A 19,367-nucleotide genomic window follows, 5' to 3' on the forward strand; every position below is an offset into this window, starting at 1 on the left:
GTGTCGGTGTCCCTTGCCTCAGTGGCAGGGGAAGCCGAGGAGGTGGCGGGCGTCGTGCACCCACTCGTGGACGTCCTCGCCGGAGACGACGGAGGTGGCGCCCTGCTCGGCGCCGACGAAGTACAGCAGGACCAGCATCAGGATGCCGAAGAAGACCGCCCAGGGGACGATCGCGCCGATCGGCAGTTTGGCGGGAAGAGCGGGAGTGGTGACTGTCGGCTGCGCGGCATGCTGCGCCATGGCAGGGCCTCCTTCAGGGAGTTCGCGTCCCAACTCGGTGGTGCACAGGACGACGGCTACGGGTCTGACTCACGAAACATCCCTTGGAACGTCTCGTTCACAGTGGCGCGACCGTGCCGGGTTCCCACCGGCTTCCGTCTTGCCGTCGTCGATATCGCACCGACGGTACCGCGCGACGCGGGCCCGGCCAATACCGCTACCGCGCGCGAGGCGCGCGGCTACGGCAGCACCGCGATGCCGTCCAGCTCGACCAGCGCCGCCTCGTCCCACAGCCGCACGACGCCGATGACCGCCATCGCGGGGTAGTCGCGGCCCGCCAGCTCCCGCCAGATGCGCCCGAGTTCGGGGGCGGATTCCCGGTAGGCCGCGACGTCTGTGGTGTGCACGGTGAGCCGGGCCAGGTCCCCGGGGGTGCCGCCGGCGGCGGTCAGGGCGGTGAGGAGGTTGGCCAGCGCGCGCCGGAACTGGTCCGGGAGCGTGGCGCCGACGACCGCGCCCGCGCCGTCCAGCGCGGTCTGGCCCGCCAGGAAGACCAGGCGTCCGCCGGTGGCCGTGACGGCGTGGCTGAAGCCGGTGGGCGGGGAGAGCTCGGGCGGGTTCATACGCAGCAGGGCGGGGCGGGGGGCCACGCCGGGGCGCTCTGCCGGTTCGGTCGGCTCGGTCACCGGTACAGCTCCTTCGCGATGATCGTGCGCTGGACCTCGGTCGCGCCCTCGTAGATCCGGGGCGCGCGGACCTCGCGGTACAGGTGCTCCAGGAGGTGGCCGCGGCGCAGCGCCCGCGCGCCGTGGATCTGGACGGCGGTGTCCACGACGTACTGGGCGGTCTCGGTGGCCAGGAGCTTGGCCATCGCCGAGCTCCCCGCGATGTCCGGCGCCCCGTCGTCGTACGCGGTGGCGGCCGCGTAGACCAGGAGGCGGGCGGCCTCGGTGCGGGTGGCCATTTCGGCGAGCTGGTGGGAGACGGCCTGAAGGTCCTTCAGGGGCCGGCCGAAGGCGGTGCGCTCCCCGGCGTGGGCGACCGACGCGTCGAGCGCGGCCTGGGCCATGCCGACGGCGAACGCGCCGACGCTCGGCCGCAGCAGGTTGAGGGTGCGCATGGCGACGCCGAATCCCTTGTCGGGCGTGCCCAGGACGTCCTCGCGGGTGACGGGGACGCCGTCGAAGGCGAGGCTGCCGATGGGGTGCGGGCTGAGCATCTCCAGCCGCTCGCCGGTGAGCCCCGGCCGGTCGGCGGGGACGAGGAAGGCGGTGACGCCGCGCGAGCCCGCGCCCTGGGTGGTGCGGGCGAAGACGACGGTGAAGTCGGCCTCCGGGGCGTTGGAGATCCAGCACTTCTCGCCGGTCAGCCGCCAGCCGCCGGCCCCGTCGGGGTCGGCCCGCAGGCCGAGCGCGGCGGCGTCGGAGCCGGCCTGCGGCTCGCTGAGCGCGAAGGCGGCGACCGCGCGGCCCGCCCGGACCCCGGGCATCCAGCGCGCGTACTGCTCGGGGCTGCCGGACAGCACGATCGGGTAGGCGCCCAGGCCCTGGAGGGCGAGCGCGGTCTCGGCCTCCGTGCACTCCCGGGCGAGCGATTCGCGCAGCAGGCACAGGTCAAGCGCGCGTACCGGCCCGTCCTCGGGGAACAGCCGCCGCAGCAGGCCCAGTTCGCCGAGCGCGGCGGTCAGCGGCCGGTTGACCCGGCCGGGCGGGCCGCTGTCGGCGAGCGGGCGCAGCAGGTCACGGGCGAGGGAGCGCACGTCGGCACACCAGCGCCGCTGCTTCGGATCGAGTGCGAACGACGGCACCGGTCACCCTCCCGGTCGGGTCGGTTATCGCGATCTGTTGACTGTCGTCACTAACACGTTACGCTGGCAAGGCGACTTCGGGCAGGCATAGGGGGCGCGTTCTCGATGGAGCTCAGGCCTTCCGCGCACATCGACACCTTCGCCCGGGACCATCTGCCGCCCGCCGAGCAGTGGCCCGCCTTCCTCCTCGACCTGCCCGGTCCGCCCTACCCCGACCGCCTCAACTGCGGCGCGGAGCTGCTGGACCGCACCGTCGAGCGGTACGGCGCGGACCGGGTCGCGGTGCGCGCCGCCACGGGCGAGGTGTGGACGTACGGCGAACTGCGCGCGCATGTGGACCGGATCGCGCACACCCTCACCGGCACGCTGGGCGTGGTGCCCGGCAACCGGGTGCTGCTGCGCGGTGCCTCCTCGCCGTGGCTGGCCGCCTGCTGGCTGGCAGTGATGAAGGCGGGGGCGGTCGCCGTGACCGTGCTGGCCGCCCACCGTGCCCGGGAGTTGGCGACGGTCTGCGAACTGGCCCGGATACGGCACGCGCTGTGCGACATCCGGTGCGCGGACGACCTGGCGAAGGCCGGGGTGCCGGGGCTGCGGACGACGTACTACGGCGGGGACGGGCCCGGGGACCTGCTGCGGCTCGCGGCCGCCGCGCCCGCGTCGTACGAGGCGGTGGCGACCTCCGCCGACGACGTGGCGCTGATCGCCTTCACCTCGGGGACGACCGGGCGGCCCAAGGGCTGTATGCACTTCCACCGCGATGTGCTGGCCATCGCCGACACCTTCTCGGCGCAGGTGCTGCGGCCGCGCCCCGAGGACGTGTTCGCGGGCAGCCCTCCGCTCGGCTTCACCTTCGGCCTCGGCGGCCTGGTCGTCTTCCCGCTGCGCGCGGGCGCCTCCGCGCTGCTGGCCGACTGGGGCGGCCCGGAGCGGCTGCTGACCGATATCGCACGGCACCGGATCTCCGTGCTGTTCACCGCGCCGACCGCCTACCGGGCGATGCTGGCGCGGCTGGACGGCGGAGCGCCGGACGGCGGCCCGTACGACATCTCCTCGCTGCGCCGCTGCGTGTCGGCCGGCGAGAACCTGCCCGCCGGCACCTGGCACGCGTGGCACCGGGCGACCGGGCTGCGGATCATCAACGGCATCGGGGCGACGGAGTTGCTGCACATCTTCATCTCGGCCGCCGACGACGCGATCCGGCCGGGCACGACCGGGGTCCCGGTGCCCGGGTTCGAGGCGCGGGTGGTGGAAGTCGCGGATGTGGATGGGAATGGGGATGCGGACGCGGGCGCCGGGCTGCGGCCGGTCCCCGACGGCCGGCCCGGGCTGCTCGCGGTGCGCGGGCCCACGGGCTGCCGCTATCTGGCGGACGAGCGGCAGCGCGAGTACGTACGCGACGGCTGGAACCTCACCGGAGACACCTACATCCGCGACGCGGACGGCTACTTCCGGTACGTGGCGCGCGCCGACGACATGATCATCTCGGCCGGGTACAACATCGCGGGCCCCGAAGTCGAGGACGCGCTGCTGCGCCACCCCGATGTGGTGGAGGCCGCGGTGACCGGGCGGCCGGACGAGCGGCGGGGCGCGGTCGTGGTCGCGCATGTGGTGCTGCGGCCGGGCGTTCCGCGCACCGAGGAAACCATGGCCGCGCTGCGGGAGTTCACCGCCGCGGAGCTGGCCCCGTACAAGTGCCCGCGCGAGTTCGTCTTCCTGGACGCCCTGCCCCGCACCCCCACCGGCAAGCTCCAGCGCTATCTGCTGCGGGACGGGACAGCGCAGCGCGGTACGTGGGGTGCGAGCGGCGCCTTAGAGTGAGCGCGTGACCGGCCAGCACACGCCCCGCTCCTTGATTGTCACCTTTTACGGCGCCTACGGCCGCGGTGACGCCGGCCGCCCGGCCGGCCCCGTCCCCATCGCCGCGCTGATCCGGCTGCTGGGCGCGGTGGGCGTGGACGCGCCCTCCGTGCGCTCCGCCGTCTCCCGCCTCAAACGGCGCGGGCTGCTGGTCGCCGACCGCACGGACGCCGGGGCCGCCGGATACGCGCTCTCGCAGGACGCGCGCCAGCTGCTCGACGACGGCGACCGCCGCATCTACGGCCGCCCCGGCGCGGGTGACGGCACGGGTGAGGCCGCGGGCGGCTGGCTGCTCGCCGTCTTCTCGGTCCCCGAACAGGAGCGCCACAAGCGCCACCTGCTGCGCTCGCGGCTGGCCCGGCTCGGCTTCGGCACCGCCGCGCCCGGGGTGTGGATCGCCCCCGACCACCTCTACGACGAGACCCGGCACACCCTGGCCCGCCTCGAACTCGGCTCCTACGTCGATCTCTTCCGCGGCGCCCACGCGGATTTCGAGCCGACGGAGCAGGCGGTGCGCCGCTGGTGGGACCTGGAGCAGTTGGCGAAGCTGCACCACGCCTTCCTGGACGCCCAGGAACCGGTGCTCGGGCGCTGGGCGGACGGCGCCGCTCCGGACCACGGAACACCGGCCACCCCGGCACGAGGCGACGCCTACCGCGACTACGTCCTCGCCCTGGACTCCTGGCGCTTCCTCCCCTACGCCGACCCCGGGCTGCCGCCCGCGCTGCTGCCTCCGCACTGGCCCGGCGTCCGGGCGGCGAAGGTCTTCGCGGCGCTGCACGACCGGCTGTACGACGCGGGCGCCGCGCACGTACGGGCGGTGCTGTCGGCCACGCGAGCCTGACGCCCGGCGCCTGACGGCTGACGCCCGGCGCCCGGCGATCACCGTCCGTCGGCCCGGCCCGTCGGGGGCTTGCGGCTGCCCGCGCGGTACGGGAGCGGCCAGGGCGCGCCGGGGCCGGTGTAGCCCTGTTCGGCGGCGGCGTGCAGGGTCCAGTGCGGGTCATACAGATGGGGGCGGCCGAGCGCGCAGAGATCGGCGCGGCCCGCCAGCAGCAGGGAGTTCACATCGTCCCAGGAGGAGATGGCGCCGACCGCGATGACGGGGACGCCGAGTTCGTTGCGGATCCGGTCGGCGTACGGGGTCTGGTAGGAGCGGCCGAAGTCGGGGCGCTCGTCGGGGACGACCTGGCCGGTGGAGACGTCGACGGCGTCGGCGCCGTGGGCGGCGAAGGCGGCTGCGACGGCGACCGCGTCGTCGGCGGTCGTGCCGCCCTCGGCCCAGTCGGTCGCGGAGATGCGGACCGTCATCGGGGAGTCGGCGGGCCACACCTCCCGTACGGCGTCGAAGACTTCGAGCGGATAGCGCAGCCGGGCCGCGAGGGTGCCGCCGTAGGCGTCGGTGCGGTGGTTGGTGAGCGGGGACAGGAAGCTGGAGAGCAGATAGCCGTGCGCGCAGTGGAGTTCGAGGAGGTCGAAGCCGGCGCGGGCGGCGCGCCGCGCGGCGGCCGTGAACTGCTCGCGGACCTCGGCGAGCCCGGCGGCGTCCAGGGCGTGGGGGACCTGGCTGACGCCGGGGCGGTAGGGCAGCGGGGAGGGGGCGGCCAGCGGCCAGTTGCCACGGGGGAGAGGGTCGTCCATGCCCTCCCACATCAGCCGGGTGGAGCCCTTGCGGCCGCTGTGGCCGAGCTGGACGCCGAGGGCCGTGTCCGGGGACGCGGAGTGCGCGAAGTCGGCGACCCGGCGCCAGGCGGCCTCATGCGCGTCGGTGTACAGGCCCGTGCAGCCGGGGGTGATGCGGCCCTCGGGGCTCACGCACACCATCTCGGTCATCACCAGGCCCGCGCCGCCCAGCGCCCGCGCGCCCAGGTGCACGAGGTGGAAGTCGCCGGGCGTGCCGTCCTGGGCCGAGTACATGTCCATGGGCGAGACGACCACGCGGTTGCGCAGCGTGAGGCCGCGCAGCCGGAAGGGGGTGAACATCGGCGGGGTGGCCGGGGGCAGCGCGGCCTCGCGCTCGACCGCCGTCACGAAGGCGGCGTCGCGCAGCCGCAGATTGTCGTGGGTGACGCGGCGGCTGCGGGTGAGGAGGTTGAAGGCGAACCGGCGGGGCGGCTGGTCCACGTACAGCGCCAGGTTCTCGAACCACTCCAGGCTGGCCCGGGCCGCGCGCTGGGTCGACTCGACGGCGGGGCGGCGCTCGGCCTCGTACGCCGCGAGCGCCTCGGGCACCGTGGAGTGCCCCCGGAAGTGGTGCGCGAGGTGGTCCGCGAGCGCGGCGGCGTCCTCCATGGCGAGCTTGGTGCCGGAGCCGATCGAGAAGTGCGCGGTGTGCGCGGCGTCGCCGAGCAGCACCGTGTTCCCGTGCCACCAGCGGTCGTTGACGACCGTACGGAAGGCGGTCCACTGGGAGCGGTTGCCGTGCAGCGGGCGGCCCCCGAGGGCGTCGGCGAAGAGGTCGGCGCACCGCCGGGTGGACTCCCGCTCGTCCAGCCGGTCCAGGCCGGCCCGGCGCCAGACCTCCTCGCGGGCCTCGACGATGACGGTGCTGGCGTCCGGTGCGTAGGGGTAGCCGTGTAACTGCAGCACGCCGTGTTCGGTCTCGGCCACCTCGAAGCGGAAGGCGTCGAAGGCGAAGTCGGCGGCGAGCCAGATATAGCGGCAGCGGTGGGTGGTCAGCCGGGTCCTGAAGACGTCGGCGCGGGCCTGGCGGGTCGCGCTGTGCACCCCGTCGGCGGCGATCACCAGGTCGTAGGAGCGGGCCAGTTCGGCGGCGGGCGGCGCCTGGGCACCGAACCGGAGCCGGACGCCCAGGGCGTGGCAGCGCTCGTGCAGGATCCGCAGCAGGCGGCGCCGGCCGAGGGCGGCGAAGCCGTGGCCGCCCGAGGTCAGCGTCCGTCCGCGGTGGACGACGTCGATGTCGTCCCAGCGGACGAAGTCCTGGCGCAGGGCGGCGTGGACGGCGGGGTCGGCGTGCTCGATGCCGCCGAGGGTCTCGTCGGAGAGGACGACGCCGAAGCCGAAGGTGTCGTCGGGGGCGTTGCGCTCCCAGACGGTGACCTCGGGCCCGGTGACCTCGGGCCCGGTGCCTTCAGGTCCGGTGCCTTCAGGCCCGGGGGTGAGGCGGCGCAGCAGCGCGGCCGCGTACAGGCCGCCGGGGCCGCCGCCGACGACGGCGATCCGCAGGGGGCGGGCCCGCGACAGCCGCCCGCGCGGCGGGGCCTCGGGCGGCGGGGGCGGCTGCGGCGGCCGGGTCATCGCCCGTGCCAGTCGGGCGGGCGCCGGGCGGTGAAGGCGGCGTGGAACTCGGCGTAGTCGGCGCTGTTCATCAGCAGCGCCTGCGTGGCCGCGTCCATCTCGATCGACGCGGCGAGCGGCATGTCGAGCTCCGCCGTGAGCAGCGCCTTGGTCTGCGCGAGGGCGAGCGCTGGCCCGTCGGCGAGGCGGCGGGCCAGCGCCGCGGCCTCGTCCGCCGCCCGGCCCTCGTCGACGAGCTTGCTGATCAGGCCGATGCGCTCGGCCTCGGGGGCGCGCACCGGCTCGCCCAGCATCAGCAGCCGGGTGGCGTGCCCGAGGCCCACGACGCGCGGCAGCAGATACGCGGCGCCCATGTCGCCGCCGGACAGCCCGACCTTGGTGAACAGGAACGAGAAGCGCGCCGACGGGTCGGCGACCCGGAAGTCGGCGGCCAGGGCCAGCACCGCTCCGGCGCCCGCCGCGGCGCCGTGCACCGCGGCCACGACGGGGAAGGGGCACTCCCGCAGGGCGCGCACGACCTGCCCGGTCATGCGGTTGAAGTCGAGCAGCTCGCGGGTGTCCATGGCGAGGGTGGCGCCGATGATGTCGTCGACGTCGCCGCCGGAGCAGAAGCCGCGCCCCTCCCCGCCCAGCACCAGGGCCCGTACGGAGCCCTCGCGGGCCAGCTCGGCGAGCAGGTCGCGCAGGTCGGCGTAGGCGCCGAAGGTGAGCGCGTTGAGCTTCTCGGGGCGGGCGAGGGTGACGGTCGCGACGCCGGCGTCGAAGGCGAGGCGCAGATGGCGCCACTCCTTGGTCCCGGTCGCGGAGCCGGTGAACGGACTCATGGGCCAGGGCCCTCCTTCAGCCGGGCGGCTGGTGCCTGCCCTTCGAAGTTATCACCCGACTGTGACCGTCGTCACGAGTACGCGATAAGTGCGCCCGAGAGTACGGCGGAAGAGCCCCCACGGGCCCTGTGACCCGACAAGAGAGTAGTCATAAGTCACATCAAGAGTGGTCTGCAGCCCCTTACGGCGCTATCGTCCGCTTCATACTTCCTCCAGCTACCGCTGGGAGGCACCCCGAGACCGTGAGGTTTCGCCACCGACTGGACCGAGCCGTGCCCGACCCCGCCTCCACCGCCGCCTCCTGGCGCTTCGCCCTGCCGCACACCACGGCCGCCGTCCCCCTGGCCCGCGCGCTGGTCCGCAACACCCTCGCGGACACCGGCGCGCCCGTGGACGGCCACACCGCGGAGCTGCTGACGGCCGAGCTGGTCGCCAACGCGGTGCAGCACACGGACGGCGACGAGCCCATAGAGCTGGTGGTGGAGCTGACGCCGGACGGGGCGTGGCAGGTCGAGGTGCACGACCAGGACCCGAACCCGCCCGCCGCCCTCCGCGCCCCCGACGCGCGGAGCGGCCCCGGCACAGGGAGCGGCCCCGGCGCGCCGGACAGACCTGACGGCCCCGACCCGCGCGAGGTCTCCGAGCGCGGCCGCGGCCTGCAGCTGCTCCGGACCCTCAGCGCGGAGGCGGGCTACCGCCCCACCCCTGAGGGCAAGGCGGTCTGGTTCAGACTCCCGGGCGGGGCGCGCTAAGACCGTCCCAGCGTGGCGACCAGCACGGCCTTGATCGTGTGCATCCGGTTCTCGGCCTCGTCGAAGACGACGGAGTGAGCGGACTCGAAGACCTCGTCGGTGACCTCCAGCGAGGTCAGCCCGTACTGCTCGTGGATCTGGCGGCCGACGGCGGTACCCAGGTCGTGGAAGGCCGGCAGGCAGTGCAGGAACTTCACGTCGTCGTTGCCGGTGGCGCGCAGCACGTCCATGGTGACCGCGTACGGGCCGAGCAGCGCTATGCGCTCGCCCCAGACCTCCTTCGGCTCCCCCATCGACACCCAGACGTCGGTGGCGACGAAGTCCGCCCCGGCCACGCCCTCGGCGATGTCCTCGGTGAGCGTGACGCGGGCGCCCGACTCCTTCGCGAGCCCGTGCGCCCGCTCCACGACCCACTCCTCGGGCCACAGCCCCCGGGGGGCGACGATCCGCACGTCCATGCCCAGCAGCGCGCCGGTGATCAGGTAGGAGTTGCCCATGTTGTTGCGGGCGTCGCCGAGGTAGGCGAAGCGGATCTCCTCCAGCGGCTTGTCGCTGTGCTCGGTCATGGTGAGCACGTCGGCGAGCATCTGGGTGGGGTGCCACTCGTCGGTGAGGCCGTTGTAGACGGGCACTCCGGCGTGCGCGGCGAGCTCCTCGACGGCGTCCTGCCCGCTGCCGCGGTACTCGATCCCGTCGAACATCCGGCCCAGCACGCGCGCGGTGTCCTTCACCGACTCCTTGTGGCCGATCTGGGAGCCGGACGGGTCCAGGTAGGTGGTGGAGGCGCCCTGGTCGGCGGCGGCGACCTCGAAGGCGCAGCGGGTGCGGGTGGAGGTCTTCTCGAAGATCAGCGCGATGTTCTTGCCCGTGAGCCGCCGGACCTCGGCTCCCGCGCGCTTGGCCGCCTTCAGCTCGGCGGCCAGGGCGACCAGGTGGCGGAACTCCTCGGCGGTGAAGTCCAGCTCCTTGAGGAAGTGGCGGCCGGTGAGATCTGTCGCCATGTCGGGCTCCTAGGGTGCGATCACGAGGGGAACGATGGAAGTCTATACGAGACACCGTATATATACGGAAGCCTGTTCGGCTCCGCGATCGTAGCCGTGCCCCTGGACCCTGCTAGACGGGGTCTCGCTCGACCGGGCAGCTCATGCAGCGCGGGCCGCCCCGCCCCCGCCCCAGCTCGCTGCCCGGGATCGTGATGACCTCGATCCCGCGCTTACGCAGATGGGTGTTGGTGGTCGCGTTGCGCTCGTAGGCGAGGACCACCCCCGGCTCCACGGCCAGCACATTGCAGCCGTCGTCCCACTGCTCGCGCTCCGCCGCGTGCACGTCCTGCGTGGCCGTGAGCACCCGGATGGCGTCCAGGCCGAGCGCGGCCGCTATCGCCCGGTGCATATGCTCCGGCGGATGGTCGGTGACCTTGAGCTCCTGGTCGGCGCCGCCCGGCTCGATGGTGTACGAGCGGAGCATCCCCAGGCCCGCGTACTGCGTGAAGGTGTCCCCGTCGACCATGGTCATCACGGTGTCCAGGTGCATGAACGCCCGGGCCTTGGGCATGTCGAGAGCCACGATCGTCCGGGCGGAGCCGGCCTCGAACAGCCCGCGCGCGAGCATCTCCACCGCCTGCGGCGTGGTCCGCTCGCTCATTCCGATCAGCACCGCGCCATTGCCGATCACCAGGACGTCGCCGCCCTCGATCGTCGACGGATAGGCCGCCTGCCCCTCCGACCAGACGTGGAAGCCGCCGTCCGCGAACAGCGGGTGGTGGCGGTAGACGGCCTCGTAGTGGACCGTCTCGTGCCAGCGGGCGGGCCAGCGCATCGCGTTGATGGACACCCCGTCGTAGACCCAGGCGGAGGCGTCCCGCGTGAAGAGGTGGTTGGGGAGCGGGTTCACCAGGAAGTCGTCCGGCTCCATGGTGTGGAAGCGGATGGAGACCGGCTCCGGATACCGCTCCAGATACTCCCGCTTGGTCATGCCACCGATCAGCGCCCCCGCCAACTCGGCGCCGCCCAGTTCGTCGAAGGCCGCCCGCAGGTGGTCGGTGGCCAGCGGCCCGTACTCCTTCTCGTCGAAGACGCGGTCCAGCACCAGCGCCCGCGCCGCCGGGACGGCCATGCTCTCGGCCAGCAGATCCCCGAAGAGATGCACCTCGACGCCGCGGTCGCGCAGCACATCGGCGAAGCCGTCGTGCTCCTGGCGGGCGCGGCGCACCCACAGGACGTCGTCGAAGAGGAGCGCGTCCTTGTTGGAGGGCGTAAGCCGCTTCAGCTCCAGGTCGGGGCGGTGCAGGATGACGCGGCGCAGCCGCCCGGCCTCGGAGTCCACATGGAATCCCATGTCTCCATCTTCGCCGCTGCGGTCCCGAGGTGAAGGCCGTACGGGCGTCCCGCCGACGCCCCGGCGAGGTCCCGGCGCCTGGGGGCAGCGCTACCGGGCGGCCAGGACGACGATCAGGACCAGGGCCACGGAGATCAGCCCCAGCAGGACGGCCACCCACAGCTGGCCGGGCTGCAGATCGATCCGGCCGCCGTCCCGGCCCGGCCTCCGACTCCGCGGCCACCAGCGGCGCGCCCCGCGCCGGGCGGCGGTGACCGCCGCGGCCTCGTGCTCGCGGCACTCCTCGGCGGCGCCGGTGAACAGCTCCTTCCAGGCCCGCTCGCCGAACCCCGTGGGCTGCCGGGAGTCCACGATGCGGCGCACCACCTCGCGGCCCGCGCCGCCCCGCGCGGCCCACAGCGCGGGCACCACGCACGCCAGTAGTTCCGGCGTGCCGCCGCGCCGGGCGCAGGGGCGGACCAGGCCGTCGTACAGCATCAGCGCGTTGCGCGCCCGCAGCCGGTCGTCGGCGCCCGGCTGCTCCCCCGCGTCGAGGTAGAGCCTGGCCAGCAGCACCTTCTCGCAGACCGCGTCCGCGAGCTCCGGCCCGCGCTCGGGGGCGCGGCGCACCAGCTCCACGACGACGCGGGTGGCCCGGTCGGCGGGCATCCCGTCGTCGAGCGCGCTCAGCAGCAGGCCGTCGTCGGCCTCGCGCAGCGCCGCCGGGAACGCCTCGCCGCCCTGCCGCAGCGCCTCACGCAGCCTCCGCGCTCCCCCGGCTACCGCTGGGAGGTGCCCCCTCGCCACCGGAGCGGGCAAAGCCGCCGGGGTGGCCGGAGTGGCCGGGCGCGCCTGGTCCGTCTTGTCTGCTGCCGTGTCTGCTGCCTGATCTGCCGCCTTGTCTTTCAACAGTGCCTCTTCCAACATCGCCTCATCCACCATCGCCGTCGTTCTCCTCACAGTGCTTCCAGCACCTCCCGTATCCGCGCGGCGGCCCGCGCGTCGAGCACCTCGTGGCCCTCCTGCACCAGCAGCGGCAGGAAGTCGCACAACACCGCCAGCTGGCGCTCGTCACCGGCCGCCCGCCGCATCCAGCCCACGAGCGCGTCCTCGGCCGCCTCGGCCGATCTCGCCCAGGTCAGCGCGGCCCGCAGCGGCTCGGCCAGCGCCGCCCGGCACTCGGGGCGGGCCGCCAGCAGCGCCGTGGCCAGCGGCCAGGCGGCGTACGGGGCCAGCTCCGGCACCTCCCGCAGACCCCACAGGTGCGAGGTGCGGGTCCCCACCGCGCGCAGCACCGTCAGCAGCGCGAGGTCGCGGCGGGAGCGGCGGGTGTCGCCCAGCCAGTGGGCCAGCCGCGCCAGTACGGCCCCGGGCTCCGCCCCGGCCAGCAGCCGCACCGCGCTGTACGAGGCGGTGGAGCCGCCGTCCGTGGCCGCGATCCGGGCGAGCTCCTCCAGGGACGCGGTGACCGAGCCGGCCACCAGGCCGTAGCCGTGGGCCAGCGCGGCGGTCTCGCGCTCCCGCTCGTCGCCGCCCGCCGCCCAGCCGCCCAGCAGGCCCGCCACCCCGGGGCGTACGTGGGCGTCGCGCGACGCCTCGGCGAGCGCGGTCGCCGCCGCCATGCGCTGCACCGGGCTGTCGCCACGGGCCAGCGGGAGCAGCAGTTCGGTGAGGCCGTACAGATAGTCGCGGGCGCTGAGCACGCCCGCGGCCACAGCGGCACGCACCCATACCTGGGGCCGTGGGTCGTCGCACAGCCCGCGCAGCCAGCGCGCCATCGGGCCGCGAGTGTTGTGGTGGTGGTCCCACACCTCGAAGAGCACCGCGGGCGCCAGCCCGCGCCCCTGGAACCACACCGTACGGACCGGCACGGCCGCATCACCCAGGTCCTCCACGCCCTCCCCCGGCGCCGCGCGGGCGACGGTGGGCAGGGCGTCGGCGGGCGCGGTGAACAGCGGGCGCCCGGGCGCGTACTGCGGGTCGAGGGTGACCGCCAGCTCCCAGGCCAGCAGTTCGGCGGCCTCGACGGTGAGGCTGTGGGCCGAGCCGTTGAAGACGGCGAGGGCGATGCGCTGCGCCGCTCGGCGCAGCGCGGGCAGCGCGGCGGGCAGCGTGCCGGGCCGGCCGGCGTCCGTGAACCACTCGCGCGCCTGGCGCGGCGCGAACGACCGGCAGCGCGCGAGCAGTTCCGCCTTGGACAGCGCACCCCGGGCGTGCTCGGCGAGGTGACCGGCCAGCCGGGCCGCCTCCCCGGGCAGCGGCTCCTCCAGGCCCAGCGCCTCGGTCACCTCGGCGCTCACGGCGCTCGCGCGGGCCCGGCGGACGAGGTCCGGCGGCTCGTCGGCCAGCAGGTCGGCCAGGTGTGCGTCGAGGACGTCGGCGGCGGCCGGGGGCTCGTACGGTACGGCGTGCCGGCGGCCGCGCAGCAGGCGGTCGGCCGCCTCGCCGCCGGAAACGCCAGAAACGCCAGAAACGCCAGAAACAAGGACGACGCAGAACGCCTCGTGCTCGGCGAAGTGGGCGCGCAGCCGGTCCAGCAGGGCTTCCGGGCCGGTGACCCCGACGTCGGCCGGCTGAAAGGCATGGGCCTGGAAGGCGAGGGACTGAAGGGCGGGGGGCTCGGTGGGCAGTTCGAGCAGATAGCCGTGGCCCCGCGCGGTCTTGTCGCCCGCCGGGGCGGGGTGTTCGGCGCCGTAACCGGGGCCCGGGCCGGGGATCGCCCGGACAGGGCCCAGCCGCCAGACGCCACCGCCCGTCGTCTCCGCCAGCTCGGCCAGGAGCGCGAGCGCGGTCCAGCCGCGCCCGGAGCCGGGCTCGCCGCACAGCGCGAGGAGGTGGGTGCGGCGCAGGTGTTCCCGCAGGGCGGCATAGCCCGGACCCCGGCGGTGGATCCGGCGCAGACGGGCCAGCTCCTCGTGGGCCACGGGCCCCTCGGGGAGCGGGCCGGCCGGGGCGGATGGCCCCCAGGCCGGGTGGCGGGCGGCGCCCGGACGCGCGTCCGGGCGCAGATTCGCGCATGCCTCGCGGGCCGCCCGGGCGCCGCCCGCCTCGCCCACGGTGCCCAGCGGGCCGGCCATGCTGTCCATGCTGTCCATGGGCATGTCCAGGCGCGTGCCGATCCGTTCCTCGTGCGGAGTGGTCCGCCGCGTCCAGCTGTCCGTGTGGGTGGCTTCCGGTCCGCTCATCGCCCCGCCGTCCTTCATGCCTGGTGCCGTGCGTGTCTCGCGGCTCGGGGGCTGGTCCATGGCGCCGCACTGCTGTCGTGGCTGTCGTGCGCCTGTCGTATGGCTGTCGTGCGGCTGTCATACGACCTGGCCGAAGTGGGCGGCGGGGCTCTGCCCCCGTGCTCCGCTCCGCCGCCCTTCTCCGGTGCCGGGCGCTGCGCCGCGTGCACCCCCGTCGCACACGGTCCCGCTCCCTGTGCCTTCTCCAGAGTCGCGGCCCGGAGCTCGGGCGGCTGTAGCCGTTTACACAGTCGGGGCAGATTCCCGGGGGCTCACGCGCGGGCGCTCGCTCGCGGGCCGGGCGCGGCCGGTCACCCCGTCACGCGCCCCTCGGCCAGCAGGCGCAGCAGTGCGGTGTCCACGACGACGAAACGGCGCGAGGCGGTCCGCACCACGCCCTGGTCGCGCAGCAGGCGCAGCGCCTTGGCGACCGCCTCCCGGGTCGACCCCACGGCGGCGGCGATGTCGTGCTGGGGCAGCGGCAGATCCACGGAGATGCCGCCGTCGGCTTCCGTGCGTCCGGTGCGTTCGGCGAGTTCGACGAGGCGGGCGGCCAGGCGCTGCAGCACCTTCTCGGAGGCCAGGGAGCGCCGTTCGCCGTCGGAGCTGCGCAGCCGGGAACTGAGCTGGCGCATGATCAGCACAGTGGCGGCGGGGCGCGCGGCCAGATACGCGCGGAAGCGGTCGCCGGAGACGACGACCGCCTCCAGCCGCCCGAGCGCGGTGACCGTGGCGCTGCGCGAGCCGTGGTCGACGGCGGCCTGGTCGCCGACCACCTCGCCCGCCCCGCGCAGGGCCAGTATCAGACGGACACCGCGCTCGGTCTCCACCGAGACGGTGGCCCAGCCCGAGGTGATGGCGACGACGAAGGTCGTGCGGTCGTGCTCGCGCAGCACGACCTGGGAGGGCTCGTACGTCCGGCGCCTGCCGAGCGCGAGCAGCGCGCGCCGGTCCTGCGCGGGAAGTGCGTCAAGGAAGGGCCTGCCCCCCTCGAAGAGACTCATCCACCCTCCCCGCTCGGTGCCACGCGGCGGAGCCGCATATCGATACAAGTGCGTCGTCCGGCTCGCGCAGGACACTCTCGCTGTTCCAGCTGTCGGGGGCTGTTCCAGTTATAGGCGCCGCGGGCGGGTGGTGCGGAAGCCCGCGCACAGTCCTGAGACAGTCCGGCGAGAACCCTGCGACCGAGACATGGGCGACAGCACGCTAGGCACATGTCACAGGCACGTCAATGGCGCCTCCCCGCCCGGTCGTCGGCGGTGCGGAAGACCGCGCCCGCCAGCGCCGCGACCGCGGCGGTCACCGCCGCGAAGACCCAGCCCGCGCGCAGCGCCCCCAGGTCCGGCTGCCGGGCGCCGCCGGTGACCACCACCAGGGCCGCGACGCCCAGCGCGGTGCCACCCTGCCGCGCCATCATCAGCACGCCCGACCCCAAGGACAGCCGCCGGGCGGGAAGCTGTCCGGCCGCGGCGAACATCACCGGCTGGTACAGACCGGCGCCGATCCCGGCGAGGACCAGTCCGGGCAGAAAGCCGGTCACGTAGTGCGCCCCGTCCCCCGACGGGCCCGCGGCAAGCAGCCACCACACCGGCGCGGCGGTGAAGGCGGCGGCGCCCAGCACGGCCGCGCGCCGCTCCCCCAAGGCCCGGACGATCCGCCCCGACAGCGTCGAGACGACCAGCAGCGTCAGTGGCCAGGGGGCGAGAGCCAGGCCTGCGCGGCGCGTCGAATAGCCCCAGACACCCGTGAACATCCAGGTCGCGGCGAGCAGGATCGCCGCGTAGGCGAGGAAGTAGCTGAACAGGCCGAAAGTTGCCGTGGTGAATCCGCGCGTGCGGAACAGCGCCGGGTCCACCACCGGGTCCGGGTGACGCCGCACGTGGACCGCGCACAACCCGCCCGTCACCGCCCCCGCGGTCAGAAAGGCGAGGGTGGCGGGCGCGGCGTACCCCCATTCCGGTGCCTCGACGCACGCGGTGGTCAGGGAGCCGGTGGCCAGGAGCACCAGCAGGGTGCCGAGCGGGTCCAGGCGGCGGGCACGGCCTACGCGCTCGGTCCGCGCGGCCTCGGAGCACCGGTTCTCGGAGTACCGGTTTTCGGAGCGCGGCAGGAGCAGTGGGCCCGCCGACACCGCGACCAGCACCACCGGGGCGTTGACCAGGAAGATCCACCGCCAGTCGGAGGCCGCGAGCAGCCCTCCCACCACTGGGCCCGCACTCCCCGCCACCGCGCTGACCGCCGTCCACACCCCCACGGCCGTGGCCCGCTCGCGCGGAGCGAACGCGGGCAGCGCCAGCGAGAGGGAGGTGGGCACCACGACGGCCGCCGCCGCGCCCTGCACCACGCGCGCCGCGATGAGCCAGCCGAGACCCGGGGCGGCCCCGCAGCCGACCGAAGCCACCCCGAACAGGGCCATGCCCAGCAGGAAGGAACGGCGCCTCCCCGTCTCGTCGGCGAACCTGCCGGCCGGGACCAGCAGTGCGGCGAGCACGATGGTGTAGGCGTTCAGGACCCAGGAGAGCTCGGCGGTGGAGGCCGAGCGGAAGTCCTCGCCGATCGCGGGGAAGGCGATGTTGACCGCGATCAGGTCGAGTACGGCGAGGAATTGCCCCGTGGACGCCACGGCGAGGATCAGCCAGCGGCGGGGGTCAGGGGCGGGGGAGGGCGCGGGGGCGGGCACACCGCTCCCCTGGGCCTTCATGGCAGGGATCTTCATGTCCATCCAGCATCGGCGGCACTGCTCGGCCCTGCGAGTGGCAAGGGTGACAACACCCGCTACATTTCTGCCATGCGTTCCATAGCCGTGGCCGTCACCGAGGGCATGCCCGCCTTCGAACTGGCCCTGGTCTGCCATGTCTTCGGCACCGATCGCACCGAGATCCCGGACTCCTGGTACGAGCTGAAGCTGTGTGCCATCGGCCCGGCAGAAGGCGGAACCGGCGGCCTTGTCGCCGCCCGCTCCTGGTTCGCGGCACAGACGCCCTACGGGGTGGAGGAGCTGGTCAACGCCGACACCGTCATGGTCCCGGCCTCCGCCGATGTGCACGGTGACCCGCCCGGCGAGCTCATCGACGCGCTGCGGGAGGCCCACCGGCGCGGCGCCCGTCTGGTATCGCTGTGCACGGGCGCCTTCACCCTCGCCGCGACCGGCCTTCTCGACGGGCGCACGGCGGCCACCCACTGGATGCACGCGCGGCTGCTCGCCGAGCGCTATCCGGCCGTGCTCGTCGACCCGTCCGTGCTGTACGTCGACCACGGCGACGTCGTCACCGGGGCGGGCTCGACGGCGGGCATCGACGTCTGTCTGCACCTGGTGCGCGAGGACTTCGGCAGCGAGGCCGCCAACACCCTGGCCCGGCAACTCGTCGCGCCCGCCCACCGGCCGGGCGGCCAGGCCCAGTACATCGAGGCGCCGCTGCCGGAGCGCACCGACGACTCGCTCGCCCCGCTGCTGCACTGGGCCGCCGAACGCCTGCACACCCCGCTGACCGTCGCCGACCTGGCGCGGCGCGCCCACACCAGCCCCCGCACCCTGGCCCGGCGCTTCCACGCCGCTACCGGCACGACACCGCTGCGCTGGCTGCAGGCCCAGCGCATCGCGCGCGCCCGCGAGCTGCTGGAGGGCGGGGATCTGCCGGTGGACCGGGTGGCGGAGCTGTGCGGCCTCGGCACGGCGGCGAATCTGCGGCGCCACTTCACCCGGGCGGTGGGGGTACCGCCGCACGACTACCGCCGCGCCTTCCACGCCCGCCGCCCGGCCGCCGCACCGCAGACCTGACCGGCGCGGCACCCGGGTGACTGCGCCTTTTGTGGTTACCCGCCTGCTCATGGCGAAGTTCATGAAACTGGGACGCAAGCGCGCGCGGGAGCCGGAGAGGTTCGGTCCGGGTCCGGAAGTGGAGCGCAAGGCACCGGACACTCCGACCCAGATGCCGAAGAAGTCGTGGTGGGCGGTGCTGCGCGGAACGTTCAAGGAGTTCAAGGACGACGAGCTGGCCGACCGCGCGGCAGCCCTGACCTATTACGCCATCCTGTCGCTGTTCCCCGCGCTGCTGGTGCTGATCTCCCTGCTGGGAATCGCCGGGCAGTCGGCCACCAGTGCGATCCTGGACAACGTCCAGCAGCTCACCCCGGGCGCCGCCCGCGATGTGATCCGTAAGGCGGTGCGGCAGCTGCAGGGCAACGCCGGCATCGGGTCCGCCATGGCGATCGTCGGCCTGGCCCTGGCCATCTGGTCGGCTTCCGGCTACGTGGCCGCGTTCATCCGCGCCTCCAACGCCGTCTACGACCTGCCGGAAGGCCGCCCGGTGTGGAAGGTGCTGCCCTTGCGGCTGGCCCTCACCGTCGTCCTGATCGTCATTGCGGTGGTCAGCGCCCTGATCGTGGTCTTCACCGGCCCCCTGGCCCGCCGGGCCGGCGACGTGCTCGGGATCGGCGACACGGCGCTGACCGTGTGGTCGATCGCGAAGTGGCCGGTCCTGGTCCTCCTGGTCACCCTCATGATCGCGATCTTGTACTGGGCCGGCCCCAACGCGAAGGTCCGCGGTTTCAAGTGGGTCACCCCGGGCAGTTTCCTCGCCCTGCTCATCTGGATGCTCGCCTCGGCGGGGTTCGCTTTCTACGTGGCGAATTTCGCCTCGTACAACGGGACCTACGGCACCTTCGCCGGCGTGATCATCTTCCTGGTGTGGTTGTGGATCACCAACATCGCCATCCTGCTGGGTCTGGAGTTCGACGCCGAGGCCGCCCGCCAGCGCGCCGTCATCGGCGGGTATCCGCCGCGGGAGGAGCCGTACGTCGAGCCGCGTGATGTCCGCAAGTGGGACGAAGAAGAGCGCCGCCGCCTGGAGTAGCACGGGCGCGCGGGCGCCCACTACCCCAGCGACGTCGCCATCGGTCTGTTCAGTGGGCGCCTCTGAACTGGGCCGTTCTGGGTACCCGCCCCACCAGCAGGCGACTGGGACGCCGCTGTGGCGGACCGGCGCGCACGCACGCATGGACGGGAGGTGATCGTCGTGTCGAGGACAGGTCGACCGGGCCGCACCACCCGTACCGCCCGTATCGCGCAGACGATCCAGAACATGAAGGCCGATGTGGCCGAGATCAAGGG

At 74.1% G+C, this 19,367-nt stretch carries 16 protein-coding genes and 1 riboswitch; of the genes, 5 read left to right on the forward strand and 11 right to left on the reverse strand.

All coding sequences use genetic code 11. The features are described from left to right. Nucleotides 1–18: 18 nt before the first annotated feature. The 3 genes from PV419_RS31965 to PV419_RS31975 all read right to left on the reverse strand — a co-directional run bounded on the left by PV419_RS31965 (nt 19) and on the right by PV419_RS31975 (nt 2,026). The gene (locus PV419_RS31965) at nt 19–240 is read right to left on the reverse strand and encodes a CbtB domain-containing protein (RefSeq protein WP_319694898.1); all 222 of its coding nucleotides are present in this window, start codon (nt 238–240) and stop codon (nt 19–21) included. Between the two features lie 36 nt (nt 241–276). Then, nucleotides 277–419, reverse strand: a riboswitch (cobalamin riboswitch). A 39-nt stretch (nt 420–458) separates the two neighbouring features. Further along, nucleotides 459–842 carry a RidA family protein gene (locus PV419_RS31970; protein ID WP_319695129.1) on the reverse strand — a complete coding sequence of 128 codons (384 nt, stop codon included), beginning with the start codon at nt 840–842 and terminating at the stop codon, nt 459–461. A 59-nt stretch (nt 843–901) separates the two neighbouring features. Next, nucleotides 902–2,026 (reverse strand): acyl-CoA dehydrogenase, encoded by a 1,125-nt coding sequence (locus PV419_RS31975; RefSeq protein ID WP_319694900.1) that lies wholly within the window; start codon nt 2,024–2,026, stop codon nt 902–904. 105 nt (nt 2,027–2,131) lie between these two features. On the opposite strand from PV419_RS31975, the gene PV419_RS31980 reads away from it, so the two are divergent. Continuing rightward, nucleotides 2,132–3,844 (forward strand): AMP-binding protein, encoded by a 1,713-nt coding sequence (locus PV419_RS31980; protein ID WP_319694901.1) that lies wholly within the window; start codon nt 2,132–2,134, stop codon nt 3,842–3,844. 4 nt (nt 3,845–3,848) lie between these two features. After that, on the forward strand, nt 3,849–4,727 hold the full coding sequence (locus tag PV419_RS31985) for a PaaX family transcriptional regulator C-terminal domain-containing protein (RefSeq protein WP_319694903.1): 879 nt from the start codon (nt 3,849–3,851) through the stop codon (nt 4,725–4,727). 38 nt (nt 4,728–4,765) lie between these two features. Here the strand turns inward: PV419_RS31985 and PV419_RS31990 are convergent, their stop codons facing one another. After that, nucleotides 4,766–7,141 carry a bifunctional salicylyl-CoA 5-hydroxylase/oxidoreductase gene (locus tag PV419_RS31990; RefSeq protein WP_319694905.1) on the reverse strand — a complete coding sequence of 792 codons (2,376 nt, stop codon included), beginning with the start codon at nt 7,139–7,141 and terminating at the stop codon, nt 4,766–4,768. Beyond that, complete coding sequence (locus tag PV419_RS31995) at nt 7,138–7,965, reverse strand: enoyl-CoA hydratase family protein (RefSeq protein WP_319694907.1); 828 nt, start codon at nt 7,963–7,965, stop codon at nt 7,138–7,140. The genes PV419_RS31990 and PV419_RS31995 overlap by 4 nt, the downstream gene beginning before the upstream one ends. Nucleotides 7,966–8,207: 242 nt before the next feature. Between PV419_RS31995 and PV419_RS32000 the strand changes: the two genes are divergently transcribed. Continuing rightward, the gene (locus tag PV419_RS32000; RefSeq protein WP_319694909.1) at nt 8,208–8,717 is read left to right on the forward strand and encodes an ATP-binding protein; all 510 of its coding nucleotides are present in this window, start codon (nt 8,208–8,210) and stop codon (nt 8,715–8,717) included. Here PV419_RS32000 and argF read toward each other — a convergent pair. From argF to PV419_RS32030, 6 genes are all read right to left on the reverse strand, one after another. Then, nucleotides 8,714–9,718 carry an ornithine carbamoyltransferase gene (gene argF, locus PV419_RS32005; protein ID WP_319694911.1) on the reverse strand — a complete coding sequence of 335 codons (1,005 nt, stop codon included), beginning with the start codon at nt 9,716–9,718 and terminating at the stop codon, nt 8,714–8,716. The genes PV419_RS32000 and argF overlap by 4 nt on opposite strands. A gap of 112 nt (nt 9,719–9,830) precedes the next feature. Beyond that, complete coding sequence (locus PV419_RS32010) at nt 9,831–11,054, reverse strand: arginine deiminase (RefSeq protein ID WP_319694912.1); 1,224 nt, start codon at nt 11,052–11,054, stop codon at nt 9,831–9,833. A 90-nt stretch (nt 11,055–11,144) separates the two neighbouring features. Continuing rightward, the gene (locus tag PV419_RS32015; protein ID WP_319694914.1) at nt 11,145–11,975 is read right to left on the reverse strand and encodes a hypothetical protein; all 831 of its coding nucleotides are present in this window, start codon (nt 11,973–11,975) and stop codon (nt 11,145–11,147) included. A 14-nt stretch (nt 11,976–11,989) separates the two neighbouring features. Continuing rightward, entirely contained in the window at nt 11,990–14,218 is a 2,229-nt protein-coding gene (locus PV419_RS32020) for a hypothetical protein (protein WP_319694915.1), read from the reverse strand. Between the two features lie 350 nt (nt 14,219–14,568). Then, entirely contained in the window at nt 14,569–15,261 is a 693-nt protein-coding gene (locus PV419_RS32025) for a Crp/Fnr family transcriptional regulator (RefSeq protein WP_319694917.1), read from the reverse strand. Nucleotides 15,262–15,485: 224 nt separating this feature from the next. Then, nucleotides 15,486–16,973 (reverse strand): MFS transporter, encoded by a 1,488-nt coding sequence (locus PV419_RS32030; protein WP_319694921.1) that lies wholly within the window; start codon nt 16,971–16,973, stop codon nt 15,486–15,488. A 72-nt stretch (nt 16,974–17,045) separates the two neighbouring features. On the opposite strand from PV419_RS32030, the gene PV419_RS32035 reads away from it, so the two are divergent. Both PV419_RS32035 and PV419_RS32040 read left to right on the forward strand, forming a co-directional pair. Further along, the gene (locus tag PV419_RS32035; RefSeq protein ID WP_319694923.1) at nt 17,046–18,035 is read left to right on the forward strand and encodes a helix-turn-helix domain-containing protein; all 990 of its coding nucleotides are present in this window, start codon (nt 17,046–17,048) and stop codon (nt 18,033–18,035) included. A gap of 49 nt (nt 18,036–18,084) precedes the next feature. Further along, a complete protein-coding gene (locus PV419_RS32040; RefSeq protein WP_319694925.1) occupies nt 18,085–19,110 on the forward strand; it encodes a YihY/virulence factor BrkB family protein in 1,026 nt (341 codons plus the stop codon). Nucleotides 19,111–19,367 lie beyond the last annotated feature (257 nt).

Origin of the sequence: Streptomyces sp. ME19-01-6, assembly GCF_033793745.1 — a bacterium.
In the GTDB taxonomy this organism is placed as follows: domain Bacteria; phylum Actinomycetota; class Actinomycetes; order Streptomycetales; family Streptomycetaceae; genus Streptomyces.

Coding starts and splice junctions, on each gene's coding strand:
- PV419_RS31995 (WP_319694907.1), bottom strand. CDS start 7,965: ATGAGTCCGTTCACCGGCTCCGCGACCGGGACCAAGGAGTGGCGCCAT.
- PV419_RS32015 (WP_319694914.1), bottom strand. CDS start 11,975: ATGGTGGATGAGGCGATGTTGGAAGAGGCACTGTTGAAAGACAAGGCG.
- PV419_RS31970 (WP_319695129.1), bottom strand. CDS start 842: ATGAACCCGCCCGAGCTCTCCCCGCCCACCGGCTTCAGCCACGCCGTC.
- PV419_RS32010 (WP_319694912.1), bottom strand. CDS start 11,054: ATGGGATTCCATGTGGACTCCGAGGCCGGGCGGCTGCGCCGCGTCATC.
- PV419_RS31980 (WP_319694901.1), top strand. CDS start 2,132: ATGGAGCTCAGGCCTTCCGCGCACATCGACACCTTCGCCCGGGACCAT.
- PV419_RS32040 (WP_319694925.1), top strand. CDS start 18,085: ATGGCGAAGTTCATGAAACTGGGACGCAAGCGCGCGCGGGAGCCGGAG.
- PV419_RS31990 (WP_319694905.1), bottom strand. CDS start 7,141: ATGACCCGGCCGCCGCAGCCGCCCCCGCCGCCCGAGGCCCCGCCGCGC.
- argF (WP_319694911.1), bottom strand. CDS start 9,718: ATGGCGACAGATCTCACCGGCCGCCACTTCCTCAAGGAGCTGGACTTC.
- PV419_RS32020 (WP_319694915.1), bottom strand. CDS start 14,218: ATGAGCGGACCGGAAGCCACCCACACGGACAGCTGGACGCGGCGGACC.
- PV419_RS32035 (WP_319694923.1), top strand. CDS start 17,046: ATGCGTTCCATAGCCGTGGCCGTCACCGAGGGCATGCCCGCCTTCGAA.
- PV419_RS31965 (WP_319694898.1), bottom strand. CDS start 240: ATGGCGCAGCATGCCGCGCAGCCGACAGTCACCACTCCCGCTCTTCCC.
- PV419_RS32030 (WP_319694921.1), bottom strand. CDS start 16,973: ATGAAGATCCCTGCCATGAAGGCCCAGGGGAGCGGTGTGCCCGCCCCC.
- PV419_RS32025 (WP_319694917.1), bottom strand. CDS start 15,261: ATGAGTCTCTTCGAGGGGGGCAGGCCCTTCCTTGACGCACTTCCCGCG.